At 56.1% G+C, this 20920-nt stretch carries 15 protein-coding genes and 1 riboswitch; of the genes, 12 read left to right on the top strand and 3 right to left on the bottom strand.

The features are described 5' to 3' along the window. Window positions 1-31: 31 nt before the first annotated feature. Window positions 32-1894, bottom strand: a complete 1863-nt coding sequence (locus N909_RS0104210) for a TonB-dependent receptor plug domain-containing protein (RefSeq protein ID WP_029911857.1) — start codon at window positions 1892-1894, stop codon at window positions 32-34. 166 nt (window positions 1895-2060) lie between these two features. Continuing rightward, window positions 2061-2276: riboswitch (cobalamin riboswitch) on the bottom strand. A 353-nt stretch (window positions 2277-2629) separates the two neighbouring features. On the opposite strand from N909_RS0104210, the gene N909_RS0104200 reads away from it, so the two are divergent. The 5 genes from N909_RS0104200 (at window position 2630) to N909_RS0104180 (ending at window position 7539) form a co-directional block, all read left to right on the top strand. Beyond that, window positions 2630-3964 (top strand): DUF1015 domain-containing protein, encoded by a 1335-nt coding sequence (locus tag N909_RS0104200; RefSeq protein WP_029911854.1) that lies wholly within the window; start codon window positions 2630-2632, stop codon window positions 3962-3964. A gap of 181 nt (window positions 3965-4145) precedes the next feature. After that, window positions 4146-4748 (top strand): HAD family hydrolase, encoded by a 603-nt coding sequence (locus tag N909_RS0104195; protein ID WP_029911851.1) that lies wholly within the window; start codon window positions 4146-4148, stop codon window positions 4746-4748. After that, a complete protein-coding gene (locus N909_RS23610) occupies window positions 4741-5193 on the top strand; it encodes a GIY-YIG nuclease family protein (protein WP_051689511.1) in 453 nt (150 codons plus the stop codon). Before N909_RS0104195 ends, N909_RS23610 begins: the two co-directional genes overlap by 8 nt. 38 nt (window positions 5194-5231) lie before the next feature. Beyond that, window positions 5232-6854 (top strand): ATP-binding protein, encoded by a 1623-nt coding sequence (locus tag N909_RS0104185; protein WP_051689510.1) that lies wholly within the window; start codon window positions 5232-5234, stop codon window positions 6852-6854. Continuing rightward, complete coding sequence (locus N909_RS0104180; RefSeq protein ID WP_029911842.1) at window positions 6847-7539, top strand: response regulator; 693 nt, start codon at window positions 6847-6849, stop codon at window positions 7537-7539. Before N909_RS0104185 ends, N909_RS0104180 begins: the two co-directional genes overlap by 8 nt. A 119-nt stretch (window positions 7540-7658) precedes the next feature. Here the strand turns inward: N909_RS0104180 and N909_RS0104175 are convergent, their stop codons facing one another. Next, window positions 7659-8978, bottom strand: coding sequence for a uracil-xanthine permease family protein (locus tag N909_RS0104175; RefSeq protein WP_029911839.1), 1320 nt, complete (start codon window positions 8976-8978; stop codon window positions 7659-7661). A 34-nt stretch (window positions 8979-9012) separates the two neighbouring features. Then, window positions 9013-9639 carry a uracil phosphoribosyltransferase gene (gene upp / locus N909_RS0104170; protein WP_029911837.1) on the bottom strand — a complete coding sequence of 209 codons (627 nt, stop codon included), beginning with the start codon at window positions 9637-9639 and terminating at the stop codon, window positions 9013-9015. Window positions 9640-9863: 224 nt separating this feature from the next. Here upp and N909_RS0104165 point away from each other — a divergent pair, with 224 nt between their 5' ends. The 7 genes from N909_RS0104165 (at window position 9864) to N909_RS0104130 (ending at window position 20711) form a co-directional block, all read left to right on the top strand. Continuing rightward, a complete protein-coding gene (locus N909_RS0104165; protein ID WP_029911834.1) occupies window positions 9864-11450 on the top strand; it encodes a peptide chain release factor 3 in 1587 nt (528 codons plus the stop codon). A 247-nt stretch (window positions 11451-11697) separates the two neighbouring features. Further along, the gene (locus tag N909_RS0104160; protein ID WP_029911831.1) at window positions 11698-12699 is read left to right on the top strand and encodes an ABC transporter substrate-binding protein; all 1002 of its coding nucleotides are present in this window, start codon (window positions 11698-11700) and stop codon (window positions 12697-12699) included. A gap of 94 nt (window positions 12700-12793) precedes the next feature. Further along, window positions 12794-15421 carry a PAS domain S-box protein gene (locus N909_RS24380; RefSeq protein ID WP_245613616.1) on the top strand — a complete coding sequence of 876 codons (2628 nt, stop codon included), beginning with the start codon at window positions 12794-12796 and terminating at the stop codon, window positions 15419-15421. A gap of 121 nt (window positions 15422-15542) precedes the next feature. After that, a complete protein-coding gene (locus tag N909_RS0104145; protein WP_029911824.1) occupies window positions 15543-15959 on the top strand; it encodes a bacteriohemerythrin in 417 nt (138 codons plus the stop codon). A gap of 214 nt (window positions 15960-16173) precedes the next feature. After that, window positions 16174-17565 (top strand): asparagine--tRNA ligase, encoded by a 1392-nt coding sequence (gene asnS, locus N909_RS0104140; protein ID WP_029911821.1) that lies wholly within the window; start codon window positions 16174-16176, stop codon window positions 17563-17565. Next, window positions 17552-19306: a transporter substrate-binding domain-containing protein gene (locus N909_RS0104135; protein ID WP_036682878.1), complete on the top strand. Its 1755-nt coding sequence runs from the start codon at window positions 17552-17554 to the stop codon at window positions 19304-19306. Before asnS ends, N909_RS0104135 begins: the two co-directional genes overlap by 14 nt. Beyond that, complete coding sequence (locus N909_RS0104130; RefSeq protein WP_029911815.1) at window positions 19299-20711, top strand: sigma 54-interacting transcriptional regulator; 1413 nt, start codon at window positions 19299-19301, stop codon at window positions 20709-20711. The genes N909_RS0104135 and N909_RS0104130 overlap by 8 nt, the downstream gene beginning before the upstream one ends. Window positions 20712-20920: the final 209 nt, after the last annotated feature.

The raw sequence follows: 20920 nt of genomic DNA, 5'->3' as shown, positions 1-20920 counted from the left end.
TGTTGTCCTCCGGGCTGTGCTGATTAACGGATCAGAAGTCGAGTTTGACCCCCGCGTAAGCGGAAAGTCCTGCCGTACCGTAACCGGCAACCTCTTCATAATCTTCATCGAACAGGTTGTCAACTCGGGCAAACAGTTTCAGGTCGGGCCGGTATTGATAGGATGCGGCCAGATTGACCAGGGTGTAGGCTGCCAGGGTTTCGGCGCCGTCCTCGCGCGTGCTGGTATAAATGGTGTTGAGATTCACCATGACTTTGTCGACGGGGTGGAGATTGATGTCGATGCTGGCTTTGTGCAGAGGGCGGCGGTCGATCCGTTTGCCGTCGGCATCCTGTGTATCGGTATAGGTATAGCCGATTTTCATGTCGAAGTACTCACAAGGCAGCCACTCCAGGCTCGACTCGATGCCGCGGGCCTTGAGTTTAGCAATGTTTCCGTAGGTGAAGGTGAGATCGTTGTAATCAATGTAATCGTCAATATCGTTATAAAAATAGGCGATGTCGATGATCAGGCTGCTGTCGAAAAAGCTCTGTTCCAGCCCGGCATCCCAACCGAAACTTTTTTCTGCGTCCAGGTCTTTGTTGCCGTAAGTTGAATAGAGCTGGAACAGGGTTGGGGCTTTGAAGCCGGTTCCCACTGAGCCCTTCAGGCGGGTCTTGGTGGCGGCAATGCGGTAAGTCGGCGCCACCCGCCAGGTGGTCTGGCCGCCGAACTCGGCGTGATGGTCATAACGCACCCCGAGGGCGGTCGAAAATGCCCCGGCGGTCAATTGCTCCTGCACATAGACGGCGTTGGTCCGAGAATGGCCGTCCGCGGCGTCGGTGTAGGGGTAAGCGGGATCTGCAGAGGCATCGTAATAGTAATCGAAGCGCTCGTTTTCGGTCTCGGCGCCAAAGATCAGCGTATGCATGGCATTGACCCGAAAGGTGTTCTGCAGGTCGAATTTGGTCAGGGTGCCGTTGTATTCCGAATCGACATATTCTTCGTCGTAGTTGCGCTTGGTACTGGAAATAGCGCTGCCGACCGTGGTTTTCCAGCGCTCATTCAGGAACGAGAAGGTGCCTTCGACGCGAGCCATTTTTTCATCGACGTCCTGCACGTTGTCGCCATCAACCGGGATATAGCCGCCCGTGGCCAGGTCATAGGCCGAAGAATCGTAGTCGTAGCTGGCTTCGGTGGAGCGCAGGATGATATTCCATTGCACCGCTTGGCTGGGGGTGATGCCGAGGCGAAAGGACGCCGAGGTGTTGTCATAGCCGTCCGCTTCGGAATTGCCGTCTTTTTCATTGGCCGTGGAAAAGCCGTCGGTATCGGTCCTGGACAGGTACAGGGCGGCCGAGGTGGTGTCGCTGCCGACGGAAAAGCCGGCCTTCTCGGTGAAGGTTCGATAGGAGCCGCCTTCAACAGAGGCGTAGCCGCTCGGCGGTTTGGTTCCTTGTTTGGTGATGATATTGATCACCCCGCCGATGGCATCGGAGCCGTAGAGGACGCTCTGCGCGCCGCGCACGACTTCAATCCGTTCGATATCGTTGGTACTCAGATTGGCGATGTCGGCGCCGCCGAATCCGGCGATATCCCGAAATTCGACCCCATCGATCATGACCAGGGTGTGCTTGGTATCAGTGCCGCGTAGATAGATGGAGACCGTACCCCCCTTGTTGCCGGTCTGGACGATATTGACGCCGGGAATATCGCGCAGGACATCCAGCACTTGGGTCTGCTGCTTCGCCTCGATCTCGTCAGCGGTGATCACGGTCACGGAGCTGCCCAGCTGGCTTAAGGGGGTGGCGGTGCGGGTGGCGGTCACCACCACCGGGTCGAGCAGCAGAGGAGCGGCCTGCAGCGGCCCGGCGACCAGGAGCAGGGAGAATAAGGCCAGTAAGGTGTTACGCATCGTTTGGTTCCTCCTGTTGTCCCCCGGAAGCTTGGAACGGGCACAAAAAAACCCGCTACCTTGAACAGGTGCGGGAGATTCCGTATTTGTAACCGCGCGAGTTCGAGCTCCCATACCCGGGGAGATGAAAGTCAATGGTTTCCTGCAACGTCATCTGGCAGTTTGCAGGTCACCCTGTTTCACGGCAGGTCTTCTGGCTTACGAGGTTTCGACGGCAAACAGCCGGCGAAGAGTCAGGCGGCCTTCCCAGTGGTTGACCAGTGGCATATCGTCTGACGAGGCTCAATTACAGCGGCGGGTCCGTGGGGGAATTTCACCCCTCTTCCCATCTGTTCGCTTCAATACGAACAGGCCTTGCGGCACCATGAAACAATTCAATTGTGATCCTGCTTATAGAAAATCGCCGGAGTGATGTCAAGTCTATTAAAATAGGGGCTTTTTAAACTTAAGAAGCAGAGATACGGTTCTCAAGCGGGGCAAAACATGATACCAATGATAGCCCGCATCAAGCGACTTCAATTCTGTTTTATAGATAGTTGGCATCCGGAGTTTCCGGATGCCAACGCATAAGTTTTTAGATTGGGAACGAGAAATTTTTCGTTGTGGCAAGGAAATCAAGGGCTTATGCGGAGGCGTCGTTCTTTACGCCGCACAAATAAGCCCACAGATTAACACCGCCACGGCGGAAAAGGGCCGTTTCCGGATGATAACGAGATAACGTGCAAGGACACCAAAATGAGTTTTGCTGATATCGGCCTGCAGGTGCCGAAAATCCTGCTGCCCGGCAAGGGGATCGACATGCAGAGCTGGGCGGTGATCGCCTGTGATCAATATACCTCGGACCGGAGCTACTGGCTGCGCCTGGCGGAACAGGTCGCGGAGCGGCCCTCGACCCTCAAGCTGATCTTTCCCGAAGTCTATCTGGAAGATCAGGACGCTGAACAGCGGATTGCCGCAATCAACCGAACCATGGAGCAATACCTGGCCGACGGCAGCCTGGAAGAGCAGCCGCCCGGATTTGTCCTGGTCGATCGCAAAACCGCTGAAGTCCCCTCACGCAAGGGACTGATCGTGGCCCTGGACCTGGAATGCTACGATTATCGCAAAGGTGCCGACAGCCTGATCCGGGCCACGGAAGGCACCATTCTTGACCGTCTGCCGCCGCGGATCCGGGTGCGCGAGAACGCTCCAATCGAGTTGCCGCACATCATGGTCTTGATCGACGATCCGCAGCGCATGGTGATCGAGCCGTTGGCTGACGAGAATCTCGACACCCTTTACGATTTCGATCTGCTGGAGAACGGCGGCCACCTCAGGGGCTACCGGGTGGATCAGCCGGAGTTGATCCGGCAGGTGGCCGAGGCGCTGGAGCAACTGGCCGACCCGGCCGCGTACCGTGAAAAATACGCAACTGATGGCGAGGTCATGCTTTACGCCATGGGCGACGGTAATCATTCCTTCGCCACGGCGAAGGCGATCTGGGAAAAATTGAAAGAAGAAGCCGACGACCCCCGTCAGGTCATGGATCACCCGGCCCGTTACGCCCTGGTGGAACTGGTCAATGTCCATGATCCGGGGCTCGAATTTGAAGCGATCCACCGGGTCCTGTTTAATGTCAACTGTGTTCACATCAAGCAGCAGATGGAGGCGTTTTTCGCGGCCCGCAACACACCGTTCAGCTTCGAAGTGTGCACGGATCTTGCCGAAGCACAAGAGATCGCGGCAGAGAACAGTACTCTCACGCATTCATTTGCGGTGATTCTGGGCGGAAGGTTTGGTGTCTGCACGGTGGAAAAGCCGGAATTCACTCTGGCCGTCGCCACGCTGCAGGCGTTCCTCGACCATTACCTTGATAACCACCCGGGCACGCGTATCGACTATATTCACGGCGAAAAGAGCGTGACCGATCTGGGCAACAAAATCGGTTGTGTCGGCTTCTACCTGCCAGCGCTTGCCAAAAGCGACTTGTTCAAGACCATCGTGCACGATGGAGCTCTGCCGCGGAAAACCTTTTCCATGGGCGAAGCAGATGAAAAGCGTTTTTACCTGGAATGCCGGCGCATCAGATAACCGGCTCTGCAGGAGGACCGCAAGAGGACTGAAATCCCCCTCGGTCCCCCTTTGGCAAAGGGGGAGGCCTCTTCTCACCTGAAAAAATTGTACCCTCCCCTTTGCTAAAGGGGAGTTGGAGGGGATTTCCGCTGAACCTGCTTGACCGCTTGGAAACGGCCGCAAGACAAAGGATATGTTCGTGAGCGATCTGGATATTGTTTTCGATGTCGGCAAGGTGTTGATCGATTATGATTATGAGCGGTTGTTCCGGTTGCTGAACCAACACGGCGCTGGAATCGAAAATGAAGAAGATTTTGCCCGGCGGGTCGATCTGATCGGCTATGAGCAGGGCAAATTCAGCGACGCTGATTTTATTTCCCGGCTTAACGGCCTTTTGCTCCGGCCGCTTCCGGCCACAGCAGTGACCGCGGCCTGGAACGATCTGTTTACTCCGATTACCCCGATGCTTGACCTGGCCAGGGAGTTGAAAAACAGGTGCGGGGTATTCCTGCTCTCCAATACCAGTGGCCTGCATTGGCAGCACCTGCGCCGGGTTTACCGGCTCGATGAAATCTGCCACGATCTGTTCGCCTCTTACCAGGTCGGGCTGATGAAGCCGGCGGCCGAAATATACCGCACCGCGGAGACCCGGTTCGGTCTGAACCCGGCCAACACTCTGTTCGTGGACGACAAAGAGGTGAATGTCGCCGGAGCACTGGCCTGTGGCTGGCAGGGCTTTCGCCATGAGACGCCGCAACAATCCCGCCAGCGTATCGAAGATCTGCTTGCCGGACATGCTTGAAGAGCGCCTGCCGCCGGTTGCCGGCAGTTATCTGTTGTGGTTCTTTCTCGCCCGGCGCCAGACAATTGCGATAGGGCGGCTCGGCGTCCTCGAGTTTAAACGGGGCTGGTACGGTTACTGTGGGAGTGCCTACGGTCCCGGCGGACTGAAAGCGCGCCTCGGACATCATCTGCGGGTTGCCGACCGGCCGCACTGGCATATCGATTATTTCAAAGTAAAAGCGTCCCTGCGGTTGATCTGGCTGGAGAAACATGCGGCCAGGGAACACCTGTGGAGCAACTTGCTGGAACAGTTGCCCGGTTTTTCACTCCCCTGTCCCGGTTTCGGTGCCAGTGATTGCGCCTGTGTCAGCCATCTGCTCTACTGCCCGGCCCGAGCCGGACTCCGGGCCGCGGCAGCAGAACTCGCTGCCGTTGGCACGTTAACCCGGCTGCGGCTGCCATGAACCGCGGCAAACCCAGGTGAACAGGTGCAGCATTGCCTATGAATTCTTTTTATCTGTTAATTGATCGGTTCCTGCCCCGGCGGCTGCAGGTGAAGCTGAGTCTGCTGGTCACCACCTTGCTGATCGTTCTGGTGAGCTTGATCGGGGCAATATTTTCCGATTTTTCCGAAAACCTGCTGCGTGAGCAGATCGGCCAAAAAGCCCTTGAGGTCGCCCACTCCGTGGCTTTGAATCCCTTGGTCCGTTACGGCATCCTGGCGCGAAATTCCGCTGAACTGCAGCATTTCGCCGAAACCCTGCGCCAGGAAACAGCCGCCGAATATATCGTCATCGGCGACCGCAACGGGATCCGTTTTTCCCACCCCGATCCTGATAAAATCGGCAGACACTTTGTCGGTGGCGATCTGGGGCCGGCCCTGACCGAGGGGAAGTCCTACAGTTCGGCCGCGGTCGGCACCCTTGGTCCCTCCCTGCGTGGGATCGCCCCGGTCTTCGACGGGGAGCACAAGATTATCGGTTTTGTCGCGGTCGGCTATCTGTTCAGCCGTATCGATGCCCAGATCCACACCAAGCAGCATCAAATTCTCGGCTATGTGGCGATTGTCCTGGCCTTCGGGATTATCGGCGCAACACTCATCGCTGGCGGGCTCAAGGCCGCTATCATGGGGCTAGAGATCCATGAAATCGGCGCCCTGTTCCATGAACGTAATGCCATTATCGGGGCGATTCGGGAAGGGATCATCGCCCTGGATGGCAAGGGAGTGCTGACCTACGTCAATGCCGCCGCGCACAAGTATCTCGGTGAACAGTTCAAGGCGCCGATGCGCGGCAAGCTGCTCGCCGAGGTCTGCCCCGGCTCCGACCTGGTCAAGGTGCTGAGCACCGGGGAACGGGTGCTCGACCGGGAATTGGTGATGGCCGAGCGGATCATGCTGGTCAATGTCCTGCCCCTGGATTACCCGGCGGCCGGGGTGGTGGTCAGCTTCCGTCCCAAAGACGAATTGGACCGGCTGGCCAGGGAACTCTCCCACATGCAGGAGTATTCTGAACTGCTACGCGCGCAGACCCATGAATATTCCAACAAGATGCACACCATTGCCGGGCTGCTGCAGCTGGAGGCTTATCCGGAAGCCCTTGACCTGGTGATCAACGAAGCGAGCGGTTACCAGGAACTGGTGCGCAATCTGGCCGAGTCAGTGCCGGATCCGGTGGTTGCCGGAGTGATTCTGGGCAAGTACAATCGGGCCTGTGAATTGAAGGTCGAACTCGAATTCGATCCGCAGAATTCCCTGGCCGACCTGCCTGCCGAACTGGATCGGGAACGGCTGGTGACGGTCATCGGCAACCTGCTCGATAATGCCTTTGAAGCCGTGCGGGAGCAGCCTGGCAAGCGGCTGGTGCGGCTGTACCTGACTGATCTGGGACCGGATCTGGTCATCGAGGTTGAAGATTCCGGGCCCGGAGTCGATGAGGACTTGGCCGGGTCCATTTTTGACAAGGGTGTCACCACCAAGCAGGGGCGGGGGCGGGGGACCGGTCTGGCCCTGGTGAAGCGCGCGGTCAGTGACCTGGCCGGGCAGGTGACTTTTGCCGAAGGGGAACTCGGCGGGGCTTTGTTTACGGTCATTATCCCCAAACAACAGGGTGTGAAGCATGACTGAGAACGCGATTCGTGTATTGATTGTCGAGGATGACGAACGGATTTCCGAACTCCATCAGCGCTTTGTTCAGAAACTGCCCGCTTTTGAAGTGATCGGCATCGCCAATCGGATTGCCGATGCCCGGGACATGATTGAAATCCTGCAGCCCGACCTGATCCTGTTGGACCTGTTCTTCCCTGAAGGCAACGGCATGGACCTGTTGCGCCAGGTGCGTGCCGGGGAGCAGCCCTGTGATGTCATCCTGATCACTGCGGCCCGGGAAATCGGTTCCCTGCAAGAAGCTTTGCGCGGCGGGGTGTTTGACTATATTGTCAAACCCGTGCATCTGCCGCGATTTCAGGAGGCAATGGAGAACTTCCGCAAATACTTTCTCCAATTGCTGTCGGGCGGGACCCTGGAACAGAAAGATGTCGACCGCCTGTTACGGGCACAGCTGCCGCCGGAGACGGTGCGCGGCGACATTCCGAAGGGGATTGATCCGTTGACCCTGAGCAAGGTGCGCAAGGTTTTTGAGGTTCCGGGTGTCGCTGATCTGAATGCCGAAGAGGTCGGCAAGGAGGTCGGCATCAGCCGCTCCACCGCCCGCCGTTACCTGGAATACCTGGTCACCGAAGGGTCCCTTAAGGCCGATCTTATTTACGGTGTAGTGGGGCGCCCTGAACGCCGTTATTTGCGCAATGGCTGAACTAGGCGCAGTTCTGAAACAGCCTTGGACGCAATGAAAAAAAGCGCCCGTGTCGTTACCAAGACACGGGCGCTTTTCTTTTTTAAACTGAATCGGAAGCAGGTTCCGAGGCAAGTTGTTCAGGATTGGACCTGCTGGGGCAGGACCAGGTTAAGGATGACCCCGACCACGCCGGCGAGACCGATGCCGCCCAGTTTGACCACGGCCAGATCAAAACTCATTCCGCCGATGCCGAAGACCAGAATAATGGCGACGACGGCCAAGTTGCGCGGCTGCATCAGATCGGTGCCGGCCTGGACCAGGGTGTTGATGCCGATAACCGCGATGGCGCCGAACAGGAGCACCATGATGCCGCCCATGACCGGGACCGGGATGGTATTGAGAAAACCGCCGAGTTTGCCGATAAAGGCCAGCAAAATTGCGGAAATAGCAGCCCAGGTCATGATCGCCGGGTTAAAGGAACGGGTCAGCGCGACCGCCCCGGAGACTTCCGAGTAGGTGGTGTTGGGCGGTCCGCCGAGGAGGCCGGCCAGACTGGTGGCCAGACCGTCGCCAAGCAGGGTGTTTTGAATACCTGGATCATCGACATAGTCCTTGCCGGTAATTCCGCCGATGGCGATGACGTCGCCGAAGTGTTCGATAGCCGGGGCAATGGCGACCGGGACAATGAACAGGATGGCTTCAAGATTCCAGGTTGGGAAGGTGAAGTCCGGCATGGCGAACCAGGGCGCCTGGGCGACTTTCTGCATGGAGATCAGCGCCGGGGCCGTCCAGTTCTGCAGGGTGCCGGGATCGAAGGCCACCTGGGTTGAGGCGGTAAATCCGCTGAAATCAAGAATCAGAGAGGTCCCGTATCCGGCCGCAATGCCACACAGAATCGGAATCAGTTTGAACATGCCGCGCCCCAGCAAGGAGACCAGGATGGTCACCAGCAGGGCAGCTCCGGCAATGATGTAAGCGGTTGTCTGGGGAACCAGCCAGGCGGAACCGTCGCCGGTTCGGCCGGAAGCCATATGGATGGCAACCGGGGCCAGCACCAGGCCGATGACCATGATGACCGGGCCGGTGACGATGGGCGGCAGCAGGCGATGCAGAATCCCCGAGCCGAAAATACGGACGATCAGACTCAGGATCGCGTAGAGCAGCCCGGCGGCGACCAGACCGCACATGGTTCCGGCGACCCCCCATTGGCCGACTCCATAGATGATCGGGGCGATGAAGGCGAAGCTGGAGGCCAGAAAAACCGGCACTTTGCCGCGGGTGATGACTTGGAACAGCAGGGTGCCCGCGCCGGCGGTGAACAATGCAACATTGGCGTTGAGTCCGGTCAACAAGGGGACCAGCACCAGGGCACCAAAAGCGACAAACAGCATCTGGGCGCCGAGCAGGCAGTCTTTCAACCGAAAAATATAATCGGTCGGGGCTGGGGATTGATTCATTGGCGAGTCCTTTTCGCTAGGGTCGATGGGTTGCCTATTTGGTCCCGAAAATTTTGTCTCCGGCATCGCCGAGACCCGGGAGGATATAGCCGTTTTCGTTCAGACGTTCGTCAATGGATGCAACGTAAATATCGACATCGGGATGGGCCTTCTCGATCTTTGCAAGCCCCTCCGGAACCGCGACCAGGAACAGTCCGCGGATACTGGTGCAGCCGGCTTTTTTGAGCATCTCGATGCAGGCCAGCAGTGATCCGCCGGTGGCCAGCATCGGGTCGAGGATGAGGGCGGTCCGGTCATCCATGCTGCTGGTCAATTTCTGGAAATAAGCGACCGGTTCGAGGGTCTCTTCGTTACGGTACAGCCCGACCACACTGACCCTGGCACTGGGGATCAGGTCGAGAACCCCGTCCATCATCCCTAAACCGGCGCGCAGGATTGGCACCACGGTGATCTTTTTGCCTTTAATCCGTTCCACTTCGACCGGGCCATTCCAGCCGATAATGGTTTCCGGTTCGGTTTCCAGGTCTTTGGTCGCCTCATAGGTCAGCAGGCGTGCCACCTCTGAAGCCAGTTCGCGGAAGTCTTTGGTGCTGATGTCCTGTTGACGCATCAGCCCCAGTTTATGTTTAACCAGGGGGTGGTTCACTTCATAAACAGCCATGGGGTCTCCTTTTAAATAGAAAGCAACAAACAATTCAACAGCGCAGAATAAAAGTATCGCCAGCGCGGGTCAAGAAGTTCGTGTTCCGGTTGCCAGATTCTGAAAACGCTCTTTCCTAAAGAGACTGAATTACGCTATAGTACGCGGCTGGCTTGGTGGGGGAAACGGTCTTTGGGTTTTCCGACCGGCGCAAAAAATATGACTAAGCAATGAAGGAAAAAAACGTGAGTAAAGAGCTGCAGAAACAGATCGCCAAGCGGCGAACTTTCGGTATCATCAGTCACCCAGATGCCGGTAAAACCACCTTGACCGAAAAACTGCTGCTGTTCGGCGGGGCGATTCAGATGGCAGGAACCGTCAAAGCACGCAAGTCCAACCGACACGCGACCAGCGACTGGATGAGCATCGAGAAAGAGCGGGGGATCTCGGTATCGTCTTCAGTGATGAAGTTCGATTACCGTAATTTTGAAGTCAATCTTCTCGACACCCCGGGCCACCAGGATTTTTCCGAAGATACTTACCGGGTGCTGACCGCCGTGGACAGCGCCCTGATGGTGATTGACAGCGCCAAAGGGGTTGAGCCGCAGACCGAGAAATTGATGGAAGTCTGCCGGATGCGCAACACCCCGGTGCTCACTTTCATCAACAAGCTCGACCGGGAAGGTCTTTCCCCCCTGGATATCCTGGCCGATATCGAGGAGAAACTGCAGATTGAATGCGCCCCGTTGTCCTGGCCCATCGGCATGGGGAAACGCTTCAGGGGAGTTTACAACCTCTATCGCAAGGAACTGAATCTGTTCCGGCCGGGGGCTGACGCTCGGGCCACCGAAACCGTCAAAATAGCCGATTTGAATGACCCTAAACTGGATGAAATACTCGGCAGCCAGGCCGCTGAACTGCGCGAGGATATCGACCTGCTGGAAGGTGCCGCCAATCCCTTCAATCTGGATGATTACCTGTGTGCCAGCCAAACCCCGGTGTTCTTCGGCAGCGCCATCAATAATTTCGGGGTTCAGGAGATGCTCGACGCTTTTGTCGAACTGGCTCCTGCACCGGGCGCCCGGCAAACCCAGGAGCGACTGGTCAGCCCTGAAGAAGAGCAATTTTCCGGATTCGTCTTTAAAATTCAGGCCAATATGGACCCGGCCCACCGTGACCGGATCGCTTTTCTGCGGATCTGTTCCGGCAAGTTCACCCGCGGGATGAAAGTCAGACATCATCGAATCGGCAAGGATGTGACCCTGGCCAACGCCACCATCTTCATGGCCCAGGATCGGGCTCATGTCGAAGAAGCCTTCCCGGGAGATATCATCGGCCTGCACAATCACGGCACCATCAAGATCGGTGATACCTTCAGCGACAAGGAGCCGCTCAAGTTCACCGGGATTCCCAACTTTGCTCCAGAGCATTTCCGCCGGGTCCGGTTGAAGGATCCGTTGAAGTCGAAACAGCTGCAGAAAGGGCTGGTGCAATTGGCCGAAGAAGGGGCGGTGCAGGTTTTCAAGCCGGTGACCGGAGCGGAATTCATTCTTGGTGCCGTGGGGGTGCTGCAGTTCGACGTCACCATGGAACGGCTCAAGGCGGAATACAATGTTGCGGCTGTTTACGAAGGAGTCGATTATACCACCGCGCGCTGGGTGGAGTGTGACGACCGCAAGCTGTTCGAAGAATTTCAAAAGAAAAATCAGGGTCAACTGGCCCATGATGCCGAAGGGCATCTGGCCTATCTGGCCGCCAGTGAGTGGCGTCTCGGGCACACCATGGAGCAGTGGGAGGGAGTTCGCTTCCTCAAATCACGCGAGCACAGTTGAGCTGAAAGCGTTGAGAGAAATGGGGACCCGACACACAATACAATAGCGTTATGCTTGCCTGCCTTTGCCAAACTTTCGGGATATTGTATCTGCTATTCGGCACAGCCTGTTGTGTAGTCGGGGCGCCCGCTTATTAATTGTGCGCTCCGCAAGCGATAAGGTCTTCAAAGCCTTTACGGTGTTGTGTTATATTTAGCAAATATTAATAAACTTCCCGTATGGGTTAAGCCTTGCAAGGTATTATTGAATGGCGATTTTAAGACGTGTCGGTTTCTTTCTCCTTTTGAACTGTTTGCTGTGGACGGGAGCCGCCAGCTGTCAATCACCCCCGGACAAGTTTAAGGTTCTGGTTGTTTTAAGCTATGGTGCTGAATTTCCATGGACCCACAAGATCCTCTCCGAACTTGAGCAAACCCTGGGCTCCTCTTGCGATCTCCATTATTTTTATCTCCACACAATTACCGCTCCGGAACTGTTGCAAACCGAGGCTGCTGAAGCCTTTGCGCTGTATCGCCGACTGCAACCGGACGGTGTGATTGCCGTTGATGATTCAGCTCAAGCTAATTTTGTGGTTCCTTATCTGAAAAATCGTGTTGCGACTCCGGTTATGTTCTGCGGCGTCAATGAGGCGCCGGATTTCTACGGTTATCCCGCGACCAATGTCTCTGGTGTCCATAGCCAGCTTTTCCTTGAGGAAAGCCTTGCCTTAAGTCGTCAATTGGCTGGATCGCTGAATTCTTTTGCAGTAATGACCGCCGATAACCCACTGGCCGACCTGTTTTATGCGCAGATTGTCCGCGAACATCCGGAAGTGGCCAAACATATGGTCGCCTTTGAGACGCCACTGACATTGTCCGAGGCGGTCTCGACCGCTAAGGATCTACATAACCGGGCGGATGTTCTGTTCCTGATTTCATTGAGTGGGCTGAACGATGAAAATGGTCATCAGGTCAAGGGCAGCGATGCCATCGCTGCTGCGGTGGATGCTTTTGACAAACCGACTTTTTCTGTCTTTTCATTTATCATCGAGGCGGGAGCCCTCAGCGGTGTGGTCAGCAATATTGAAGAAGAAGTCAGACAGGCCGGTGACATGCTATTGAAGGCCATGCGTGGAGTACCCCTGGACCAGCTTCCCGTCACTCAGAACTATCGTGGTTCCAGAATGATCAATGTTTCAACCCTGAAGAAACTTGGAATTCAGCCCGACCCTCTGGTGTTGCGCGGGGCCCAACTGGTGCGAACTCAATGAATGAATTTTCTACTGTACTTTACTGTGATTGGGGTCTTCGTTGAGTGAGACTCTTTCAATAAAATCGAGATTAAAGCGATTTTTCCTGACCTTGGTGGTATCGTTCGTACTGATTGCGCTGGGGCTTTTTTACACTCTCTCAGGGGTTCGCTCAAATATTGACCGGATCGTCGAAGAGCGTCTGCAGCAGGTGGTGAAGAATTCGCATGACAGCCGCGATTTCGGCTTGCTGAATTCCCGGTTGAAGGTTTTTTCGAAAACTTTTTATGGAGATGATGCCTTCCTGGAGATGGAAGGCCGGGCACTGCAAAATAGCTTTAGAACCTTGCAGAGCCGGATCGACGATGTTCAAACCGCCAGCTTGCTATTGCAGTTGGAAAGATCGTTTGATGACTATCTGAGTCATTGCCGCTGGGCCAATACGCTGCTGAATTGGCGTGCTGACCAGGATGACGATATCAACGATCTGCTCGTTCTGATCCAGGAGGTGATCGCCGAGAAAACCATTGATGTGGCTTTACAGGGCGGCGATGTTGACTATCTCGAACAACTGATCCTGCTGATTTCCGGATATCGCGAGACTTTACTGGGGATCGCCAAACATAACGCGGAAGAAAACAAGACCAAATTGCTAGCAGGCAAGGTCGATGATCCGCCGCTGTTAGCTCGGGAACTGGAACAATTAAGCCTGCGGATGCAGACCTTGACCGCCTCCGAACCCCCTATCGACAAGCTGGGTCATCATCTGCTCAGCAGGGTGCAATATTACCAATACCTGATGCGTCTTTATCAGCTGGAAATGATTCAACTCGGTGAGCAGGGGCGACTTCTCGATAACCTGGCCGGGCAGATTCTTAGTGCAATGGATGAATCGGATAAGCAGGCCGCCGCAGCAGCCATCAGCGCGCGGCGGGACATTCGCTCCAACATTTATTCGCTGCTGACCTTGGCCCTGAGTCTGCTGACCCTGTTGGCGGTCTCCTTCTGGCTCAGCCACCGGCGTCTGTTTACGCGGCATATCCAAGCGCCTATGGAATTGGTCAGTGACCGGCTCAAGGCGTTTCAGCAGGGGGATCACAGCAGCCCCATGCGGCTGGGACGGTCGGATGAGTGGAGTGAGATAGAAAGCATCTTCAACCGGATGCTGTCGGACCTCCGCAACAGTGTGTCGGCTTTGCGCGATTCGGAACAGCGCTATCGCGAGATTTTTACCAACTCTCTCGAAGCGATCTTTCGCATTTCATTGTCAGGACAGATGCTTGAAGTCAACCCTGCCGCGGTGAAGGTTTTCGGCTATACGTCGCGCGAAGAAGCATTGCTCAGCATTTCCGATATGGCAACTCAGCACTATGCCGACCCGGCTGATCGCAAAGCCATGATTCGACAATTGTACCGGGATCAGCAGCACCATAATTTTGAGTGTCGGCTGCTCCGCAAAAATAAAGAGCCCTTCTGGGCCTCGGTCAGCACTCACCTGGTGCGCAATGAAAAAGGGGAAATTCTCTACATTGAGGGATCGTTGCAAGATATCTCTCTGCGCAAGGCGGCGCAGGAATCCTTAAGTAAGCTGCAGGCATATCTGCAGAATATTATCGATTCCATGCCTTCGTTGTTGATCGGCATTGATGATGATCTGAAGGTGACCCTGTGGAATCGCAGGGTCGAACAGGAAAGCGCTCTCGCAGCGCGAACCGCGATTGGAATGCCGTTGGCCGAGGCCTTTCAGCTGCTGGACCCGGGTTGCTATCTCGCCAAATTGCGGGACACCCTGACGACCAAACAACCGGCCCGGCTGCTGAAATTGGCAGGTCGCCGGACGTCTGAAAAGGGCCCGCCACGTTATTTTGACATGCTGATTTATCCGGTGTCGCACAAGGAAGGGAACGGCGGCATGATCCATCTGGATGACATCAGCGAACGGGTCCGCCTGGAAGAAATGATGGTCCGTTCCGAAAAAATGCAGTCGGTCGGCAGTCTGGCCTCGGGGCTGGCTCACGAAATCAACAATCCACTGGCGGCAATTCTGCAGAATGTGCAGGTGCTGACCCATCGACTGTCGCCTGAACTGGATAAGAATCGCAAGGTCGCCGAAGAGTTGGGCTCCTCTATCGAGCTGATTGCCGAGTACTGTGACTTGCGCGGCTGCAACAAAATGCTGCAGGCCATTGCCAGCGCCGGGCAGCGCGCTGCAAAGATCGTCGAAAATATGCAGAGTTTCAGCCGGCGCGGCGATTCAAGCTTTGTCTCCTGCAGCTTGGCGGATCTGCTCGAGCGGACCCTGGAACTGGCCAGCAGCGACTATGACATGCGTTACCATTTCGCCTTTCACAAGATCCGCATCGTCAGGGAATACCAGGCCGTTCCCAATGTCTATTGTGAGCCGAGCCAGATCCAACAGGTCATTTTGAGTTTGCTGAAGAATGCCGCCCAGGCGGTCAGTGGTCATAGCGATTCCCCCTGCATCAGCCTGCGGCTATTTGCTACAGGAAAAGAGCAGGTCTGTCTTCAGGTTGAGGACAACGGCCCGGGGATGGACAGTGAGACCGTCGGTAAGGTTTTCGATCCCTTTTACTCCACCCGCGAGGTCGGGTCGGGAACCGGGCTGGGGCTTTCGATAGCCTATTTTATCATCAGCCAGAACCATCAGGGGCAATTGACCGTTGCCTCCGAGCCTGGCAAGGGGACCTGTTTTGATCTGGTTCTGAAAGCTGTAACCTGTTAATATAGCGACAGGTTAAAAGATTTGGCCAGGTCAGATTCCGTTGATTGCTTGTGATTTTTCTTTGTTCACGATGACCGAGCCGAGTTGCTGGTTTGCCGGTACGGTCGGCAGGGAGGTTTCCATGAGCGTCATTGAATGGAAAGAGATTTATGCAACGGGCATCCTCGTGCTGGATAATGAACATCGGAGACTGATCCGGGAAATCAATCGCCTCTACCTGGCTCTGCGTGATAAGCAGGGGGATGAGATCCTCGACGATGTTCTGCTTATGCTGGAAACCTATACCCGGGAGCATTTTCAGCACGAGGAAGCGCTCATGGCAGAATATCACTATCCTGGACTTGCCGAGCATCAACAGCTCCATGCCAAATTGATCAGTGCCGTGCAAGAGCTGAAACAACGGGCGACCCAGGAGAAGGAAGGTATGGCGCAGGAGCTGTTCCATTTTCTGCGGACCTGGCTGCTCGAGCATATCCTTGGCGTCGATAAACGCTACGGACCTTATCTGGAATCGCGCGGCGGGCGGTTTATCGAGTAGGGTTCCGGGGCGGCCCAGGAGCGGCGGAATGCTGCCGGAGCCAGGATGATCGATGGAGCGACAACCGGGCCGTCCTGGCGGGTCGCCGGGGGAGAGCTGGACAGGTGGCGGTTGTTGCGATGACAACCGCTTTTTTGTTAATTCTTGCAGAATCGCGGGATTTTTGGCGATAATCACCCCTTCCTGTCTTACCTTTGACCAAAAGAGGATGCCGATGAAAAAACAAACCAGGACTGCAATCAATAAATTATTGGCGACCGACCGGGCGTTGGATGACGTCTGCGTCAAAGGCTGGGTTCGCTCGACCCGCCGCGGCAAAGGGGTCGCTTTTATCACCTTGAATGACGGCAGTTGTTTTGCTTCGCTGCAATTGGTCCTGTCGCCCGAGACCACTGATTTTGAAACGGTTTCGCGGGTCGGGACCGGCGCCTGCCTGACCGCCCGCGGAGCCCTGGTCGCCTCGCCGGCTGCCGGACAGAGCTGGGAACTCCATGCCCACGAGGTCGAGGTGATCGGTGTTGCCGATGACAGTTATCCGCTGCAGAAAAAACGCCACACTTTTGAATATCTGCGTTCCATCGCCCACCTGCGCCCTCGTTCCAACACCTTTGGCGCGGTGTTTCGCGTGCGCAGCCGGCTGGCTTTTGCCGTTCACCAGTTTTTTCAGCAACGCGGCTTTATCTATGTGCAAACCCCGATCATTACCGCCAACGACTGCGAGGGGGCCGGGGAGATGTTCCGGGTCACCACCCTTGATCCGCAAAACCCGCCGCAGACGGCTGGCAAAGTCGACTGGAACAAAGACTTCTTCGGGGAACGGACCGGTTTGACAGTCAGCGGACAACTGCAGGGGGAGCTGTTCGCCACGGCTTTTTCCGATATCTATACCTTTGGTCCGACCTTCCGTGCCGAAAACTCCAATACCAGCCGGCATGCAGCCGAGTTCTGGATGATTGAGCCGGAGATTGCCTTTGCTGATCTGGAGGACAACTGCCGCCTGGGGGAAGATTTCCTCCGCTACCTGGTGACCTTTGCCTTGGAAAACTGTGCTGAAGACCTGGATTTCTTTGATCAGCGCGTTGAAAAAGGGCTGCTTGACAAGCTTGAATCCCTGGCCAAGGCTGAATTTAAAACCCTGCCCTACACCGAAGCCGTGGAACTGCTGCTAAAGTCCGGGCAGGACTTTGAATTCCCGGTCGCCTGGGGGAACGACCTGCAGTCGGAGCACGAACGGTTCCTGACCGAAAAGATTTTCTCCGGTCCCGTGTTTGTGACCGATTATCCCAAACAGATCAAGGCGTTTTACATGCGCCTGAATGATGATGACCGGACCGTCGCCGCCATGGACCTGCTGGTGCCGCGAGTCGGTGAAATTATCGGCGGCAGCCAGCGGGAAGAGCGTTACGAAGTGCTGGAAAGACGGATGATCGAGTCGGGAATCGACCCCCGGGATCTGGACTGGTATCTGGATATCCGGCGCTGGGGGACCTGCCCTCATGCCGGCTTCGGCCTCGGCTTTGAGCGGTTGTTGATGTATCTGACCGGGATGGAAAATATTCGTGACGTCATTCCTTTCCCGCGGACACCCGGGCATGCAAGGTTTTAGGGCAAGGTTTCCGGCCGCCTGCCTGCTGTTGATTCTGTTGCTGGGATGCTGGTGCGCGGCGGCCCTGGCAGAAGAAGAACCGGGGAACGCGGACCGACCGGTCCGGCTTGGTGGCGACTACAATTATCCCCCTTATGAATATCTGGATGCGGATGGTTTGCCGACCGGCTATAACGTTGAATTAAGCCAGGCCATCGCCCGGGTCATGGGGATGGAGATCAATATCCAGCTCGGCTCCTGGTCGGAGATGCGCAAGGCGCTGGAGAACGGAGAGGTTGATCTGCTGATGGGGATGGCGCATACCGCCGGCCGTCAGGACGAAGTCGATTTTTCCATCCCTCATGCCCGGGTTCACCAGTCGATCTGGGTCAGAAAAGGCAATGTCACCATCCGCAATGTCAAGGACCTGACCGGCAAGGAAGTGATCGTCATGAAAGGGAGCGTGATGCACGACTTCATGATCGATAATGAGATTCCGGCCAACCTGTTCATGGTCCAGACTCTGGCCGATGCCCTGAAACTGCTGGCAACCGGGCATCATGATTGTGCCCTGGTGGCAAAATTGCCCGGAGAATATATCATCAGCGAGCTGAAGCTGGATAACATCTTTCCCATTGCCCGCCCCTTGGTGGCCCAGGATTACGGCTTTGCCGTTAAAAAAGGTAATCAGGAAAAGCTGGCCCGCTTCAATGAGGGGCTGGCGTTACTGAAAAAGTCGGGGGAGTATCGGCGCATCCGGGAAAAATGGCTCGGCGTGCTCCAGCCGGAGCAGATCCCCTGGAGCAGTATCATTCGTTACGGTGCGGTCATCTTCGGCCCGTTGTTGCTGGTGTTGACGGTGTTTGTGCTCTGGTCCCGCACGCTCCAGAAGCAGGTGGCTTTGCGCACCGAGGAGCTGGAACGCGAGGTTGCCGAACGCAAGCGCGCCGCCGAGGAACTGCAGGTGCGGCAGAAACAGCTGCTCCATGCCGATAAGATGACTTCGCTGGGGATTCTGGTCGCCGGGGTCGCCCATGAGATCAACAATCCGAACGGGTTGATTCAGTTGAGCCTGCCCCAGTTGAACAAAGCCTATCGGGATATGGAACCGATTCTGGATTCCTATCAGGAGCAGCACGGCGAGTTCAAGCTCGGCTGGTTTCCCTACTCGCGGATGAAGGAAGAGATCCCCAATATGCTCCATGAAATGCTCGACAGTTCCAACCGGATCAAGCGGATTGTCGAGGATCTCAAGGATTTTGCCCGGCGCAATGATTCCGGCCTGGATGATAAAGTCGATCTGAACGATGTCACCCGTTCCGCCCTGCGCCTGATGGACAACGCTCTGCGCAAGGCTACCAATCATTTCAAGGTGGATTACGGCGTCTCCTTACCCCATTTCCGGGGTAACGGTCATCGTATCGAACAGGTGATTGTCAACCTGGTGCTCAACGCCTGTCAGGCGTTAACCTCCAAGGAACAGGCGATCGTGCTGCGAACCTATGCTCTCAAACAGGCTGGTATGGTTGCTCTGGAAGTTCGTGACGAGGGGTGCGGGATCGATGCGGACACCCTGGAACGGATGACCGATCCGTTCTTTACCACCAAGCGGGAAAGCGGCGGAACCGGCCTGGGTCTGTCGGTCTCGGATGGGATAATCAAGGATCACCAGGGGCGGATGGAATTTGTTTCCCAACCCGGAGAGGGGTTACGGGTGAGGGTTCTGCTGCCGATTTACAGGGAAGAGGAGAATGATGGATAAAAAACTCTACCCGGCCTTCGGTGTTCTGCTGGTCGATGACGAACTGCCCTGGCTGCGCAGCCTGAGCATGACCCTTGAGGGCCCCGGCGGCATCACCAACCTGCAACAGTGCCATGACAGCCGGCAGGTCATGAGTATGCTGGAAGACCATGATATCGGCCTGGTGTTGCTTGATCTGACCATGCCGTATCGCTCCGGGGAAGAACTGCTGGAACAGATCGTGACTGAACATCCGCAGGTTCGGGTGATCATTCTCAGCGGCATGAATCAGCTCGAGACCGCGGTGAACTGCATGCGCCTGGGAGCCTTCGATTATTTTGTCAAAACCGTTGATGAAGAACGCCTGGTGGACGGGGTCAGGCGGGCGATTCGCATGGTTGAACTGGAACAGGAAAACCAGGCCATGCGGCGGCGCTTTTTTGCCAATCAGCTCGACTCGCCGGAAGCTTTTTCCCCGATTGTGACCGATAATCCGGCCATGCGCGCCTGCTTTCAATACCTGGAAGCGGTGGCACCCAGTTCCCAGCCGATTCTGATTACCGGTGAGAGCGGTGTCGGCAAAGAACTGATTGCCCGGGCCGTGCATGATCTGGGCTGCAATGGCGGTACGCTGGTGTCGGTCAATGTGGCCGGCCTGGATGACAACGTTTTTGCCGATACCCTGTTCGGCCATGTACGCGGAGCCTTTACCGGCGCGGAAGGGGCGCGCAAGGGGATGATCGAACAGGCCGCGGAAGGGACCCTGTTTCTCGATGAAATCGGCGATCTCAGCTTTGCCTCCCAGGTCAAGCTGTTGCGGCTGCTGCAGGACGGTGAATATTATCCCCTCGGCAGCGACTTGCCCAAGCAGATGACGGCCCGGGTGATTGTCGCCACCCATGCCGATCTCGAAGCCAAAATGGCTGCCGGTGAGTTTCGGCGGGATCTCTATTACCGGCTGATTTCCCATCATGTACATCTACCGCCGCTGCGTGAGCGCAAGGATGATCTGCCGTTGCTGCTCGACCATTTTCTGGGCCGGGCGGCCGCGAAGCTCGGTAAAAAGAAACCGACCCCGCCCAAAGAGTTGGCTGTATTGCTGTCGACCTACAACTTTCCGGGCAATGTCCGCGAGTTGGAGGCTATGGTTTACGACGCCGTCAGCATTCACAATGCCAAAACCCTCTCCATGAAGAGTTTTCTGGACCGTATCGGCCAGCATCATGAGCTACCGGCCCTGACCAAAGACTCAGACCCGAGGAATCCGTTTGTTACTCTGGATGAACTGCCCTCCCTGCAACAGGCCGGGCAATTGCTGGTTGACGAAGCCATGCAGCGTTCCGCCGGTAACCAGACCATTGCCGCCCGACTACTCGGCATTTCCCAGCCCGCTCTCAGTAAGCGCCTGCGCCAGGATCGCCATTAGCAGGACGTTGAAAAAGACAGCAGGGGCGAAGTCAGCTTATTCGCCAGCCCGTCAAACACCTATAACCAGGGTTATAATTATTTCTTTGGTTATGGGTGCGTAACCTTTTGTTTTCTATTGGAAAAATTGACTTTCATGGCGCCGGACTGAATTTGGTTATACGGTTTGCCGTGGTGCCTTCCCCGACTGTTTTTAACTTTTCCTCTCTA

The organism is Pelobacter seleniigenes DSM 18267 (assembly GCF_000711225.1).
GTDB lineage: Bacteria > Desulfobacterota > Desulfuromonadia > Desulfuromonadales > Geopsychrobacteraceae > Seleniibacterium > Seleniibacterium seleniigenes.
This window is presented reverse-complemented; position numbering and strand designations above follow the sequence as displayed.

What these genes read in the sequence shown, in the direction of transcription:
- N909_RS0104210 (WP_029911857.1), bottom strand. Translation starts at nt 1,894, where the DNA reads ATGCGTAACACCTTACTGGCCTTATTCTCCCTGCTCCTGGTCGCCGGG.
- N909_RS0104200 (WP_029911854.1), top strand. Translation starts at nt 2,630, where the DNA reads ATGAGTTTTGCTGATATCGGCCTGCAGGTGCCGAAAATCCTGCTGCCC.
- N909_RS23610 (WP_051689511.1), top strand. Translation starts at nt 4,741, where the DNA reads ATGCTTGAAGAGCGCCTGCCGCCGGTTGCCGGCAGTTATCTGTTGTGG.
- N909_RS0104185 (WP_051689510.1), top strand. Translation starts at nt 5,232, where the DNA reads ATGAATTCTTTTTATCTGTTAATTGATCGGTTCCTGCCCCGGCGGCTG.
- N909_RS0104180 (WP_029911842.1), top strand. Translation starts at nt 6,847, where the DNA reads ATGACTGAGAACGCGATTCGTGTATTGATTGTCGAGGATGACGAACGG.
- N909_RS0104175 (WP_029911839.1), bottom strand. Translation starts at nt 8,978, where the DNA reads ATGAATCAATCCCCAGCCCCGACCGATTATATTTTTCGGTTGAAAGAC.
- upp (WP_029911837.1), bottom strand. Translation starts at nt 9,639, where the DNA reads ATGGCTGTTTATGAAGTGAACCACCCCCTGGTTAAACATAAACTGGGG.
- N909_RS0104160 (WP_029911831.1), top strand. Translation starts at nt 11,698, where the DNA reads ATGGCGATTTTAAGACGTGTCGGTTTCTTTCTCCTTTTGAACTGTTTG.
- N909_RS0104145 (WP_029911824.1), top strand. Translation starts at nt 15,543, where the DNA reads ATGAGCGTCATTGAATGGAAAGAGATTTATGCAACGGGCATCCTCGTG.
- asnS (WP_029911821.1), top strand. Translation starts at nt 16,174, where the DNA reads ATGAAAAAACAAACCAGGACTGCAATCAATAAATTATTGGCGACCGAC.
- N909_RS0104135 (WP_036682878.1), top strand. Translation starts at nt 17,552, where the DNA reads ATGCAAGGTTTTAGGGCAAGGTTTCCGGCCGCCTGCCTGCTGTTGATT.
- N909_RS0104130 (WP_029911815.1), top strand. Translation starts at nt 19,299, where the DNA reads ATGGATAAAAAACTCTACCCGGCCTTCGGTGTTCTGCTGGTCGATGAC.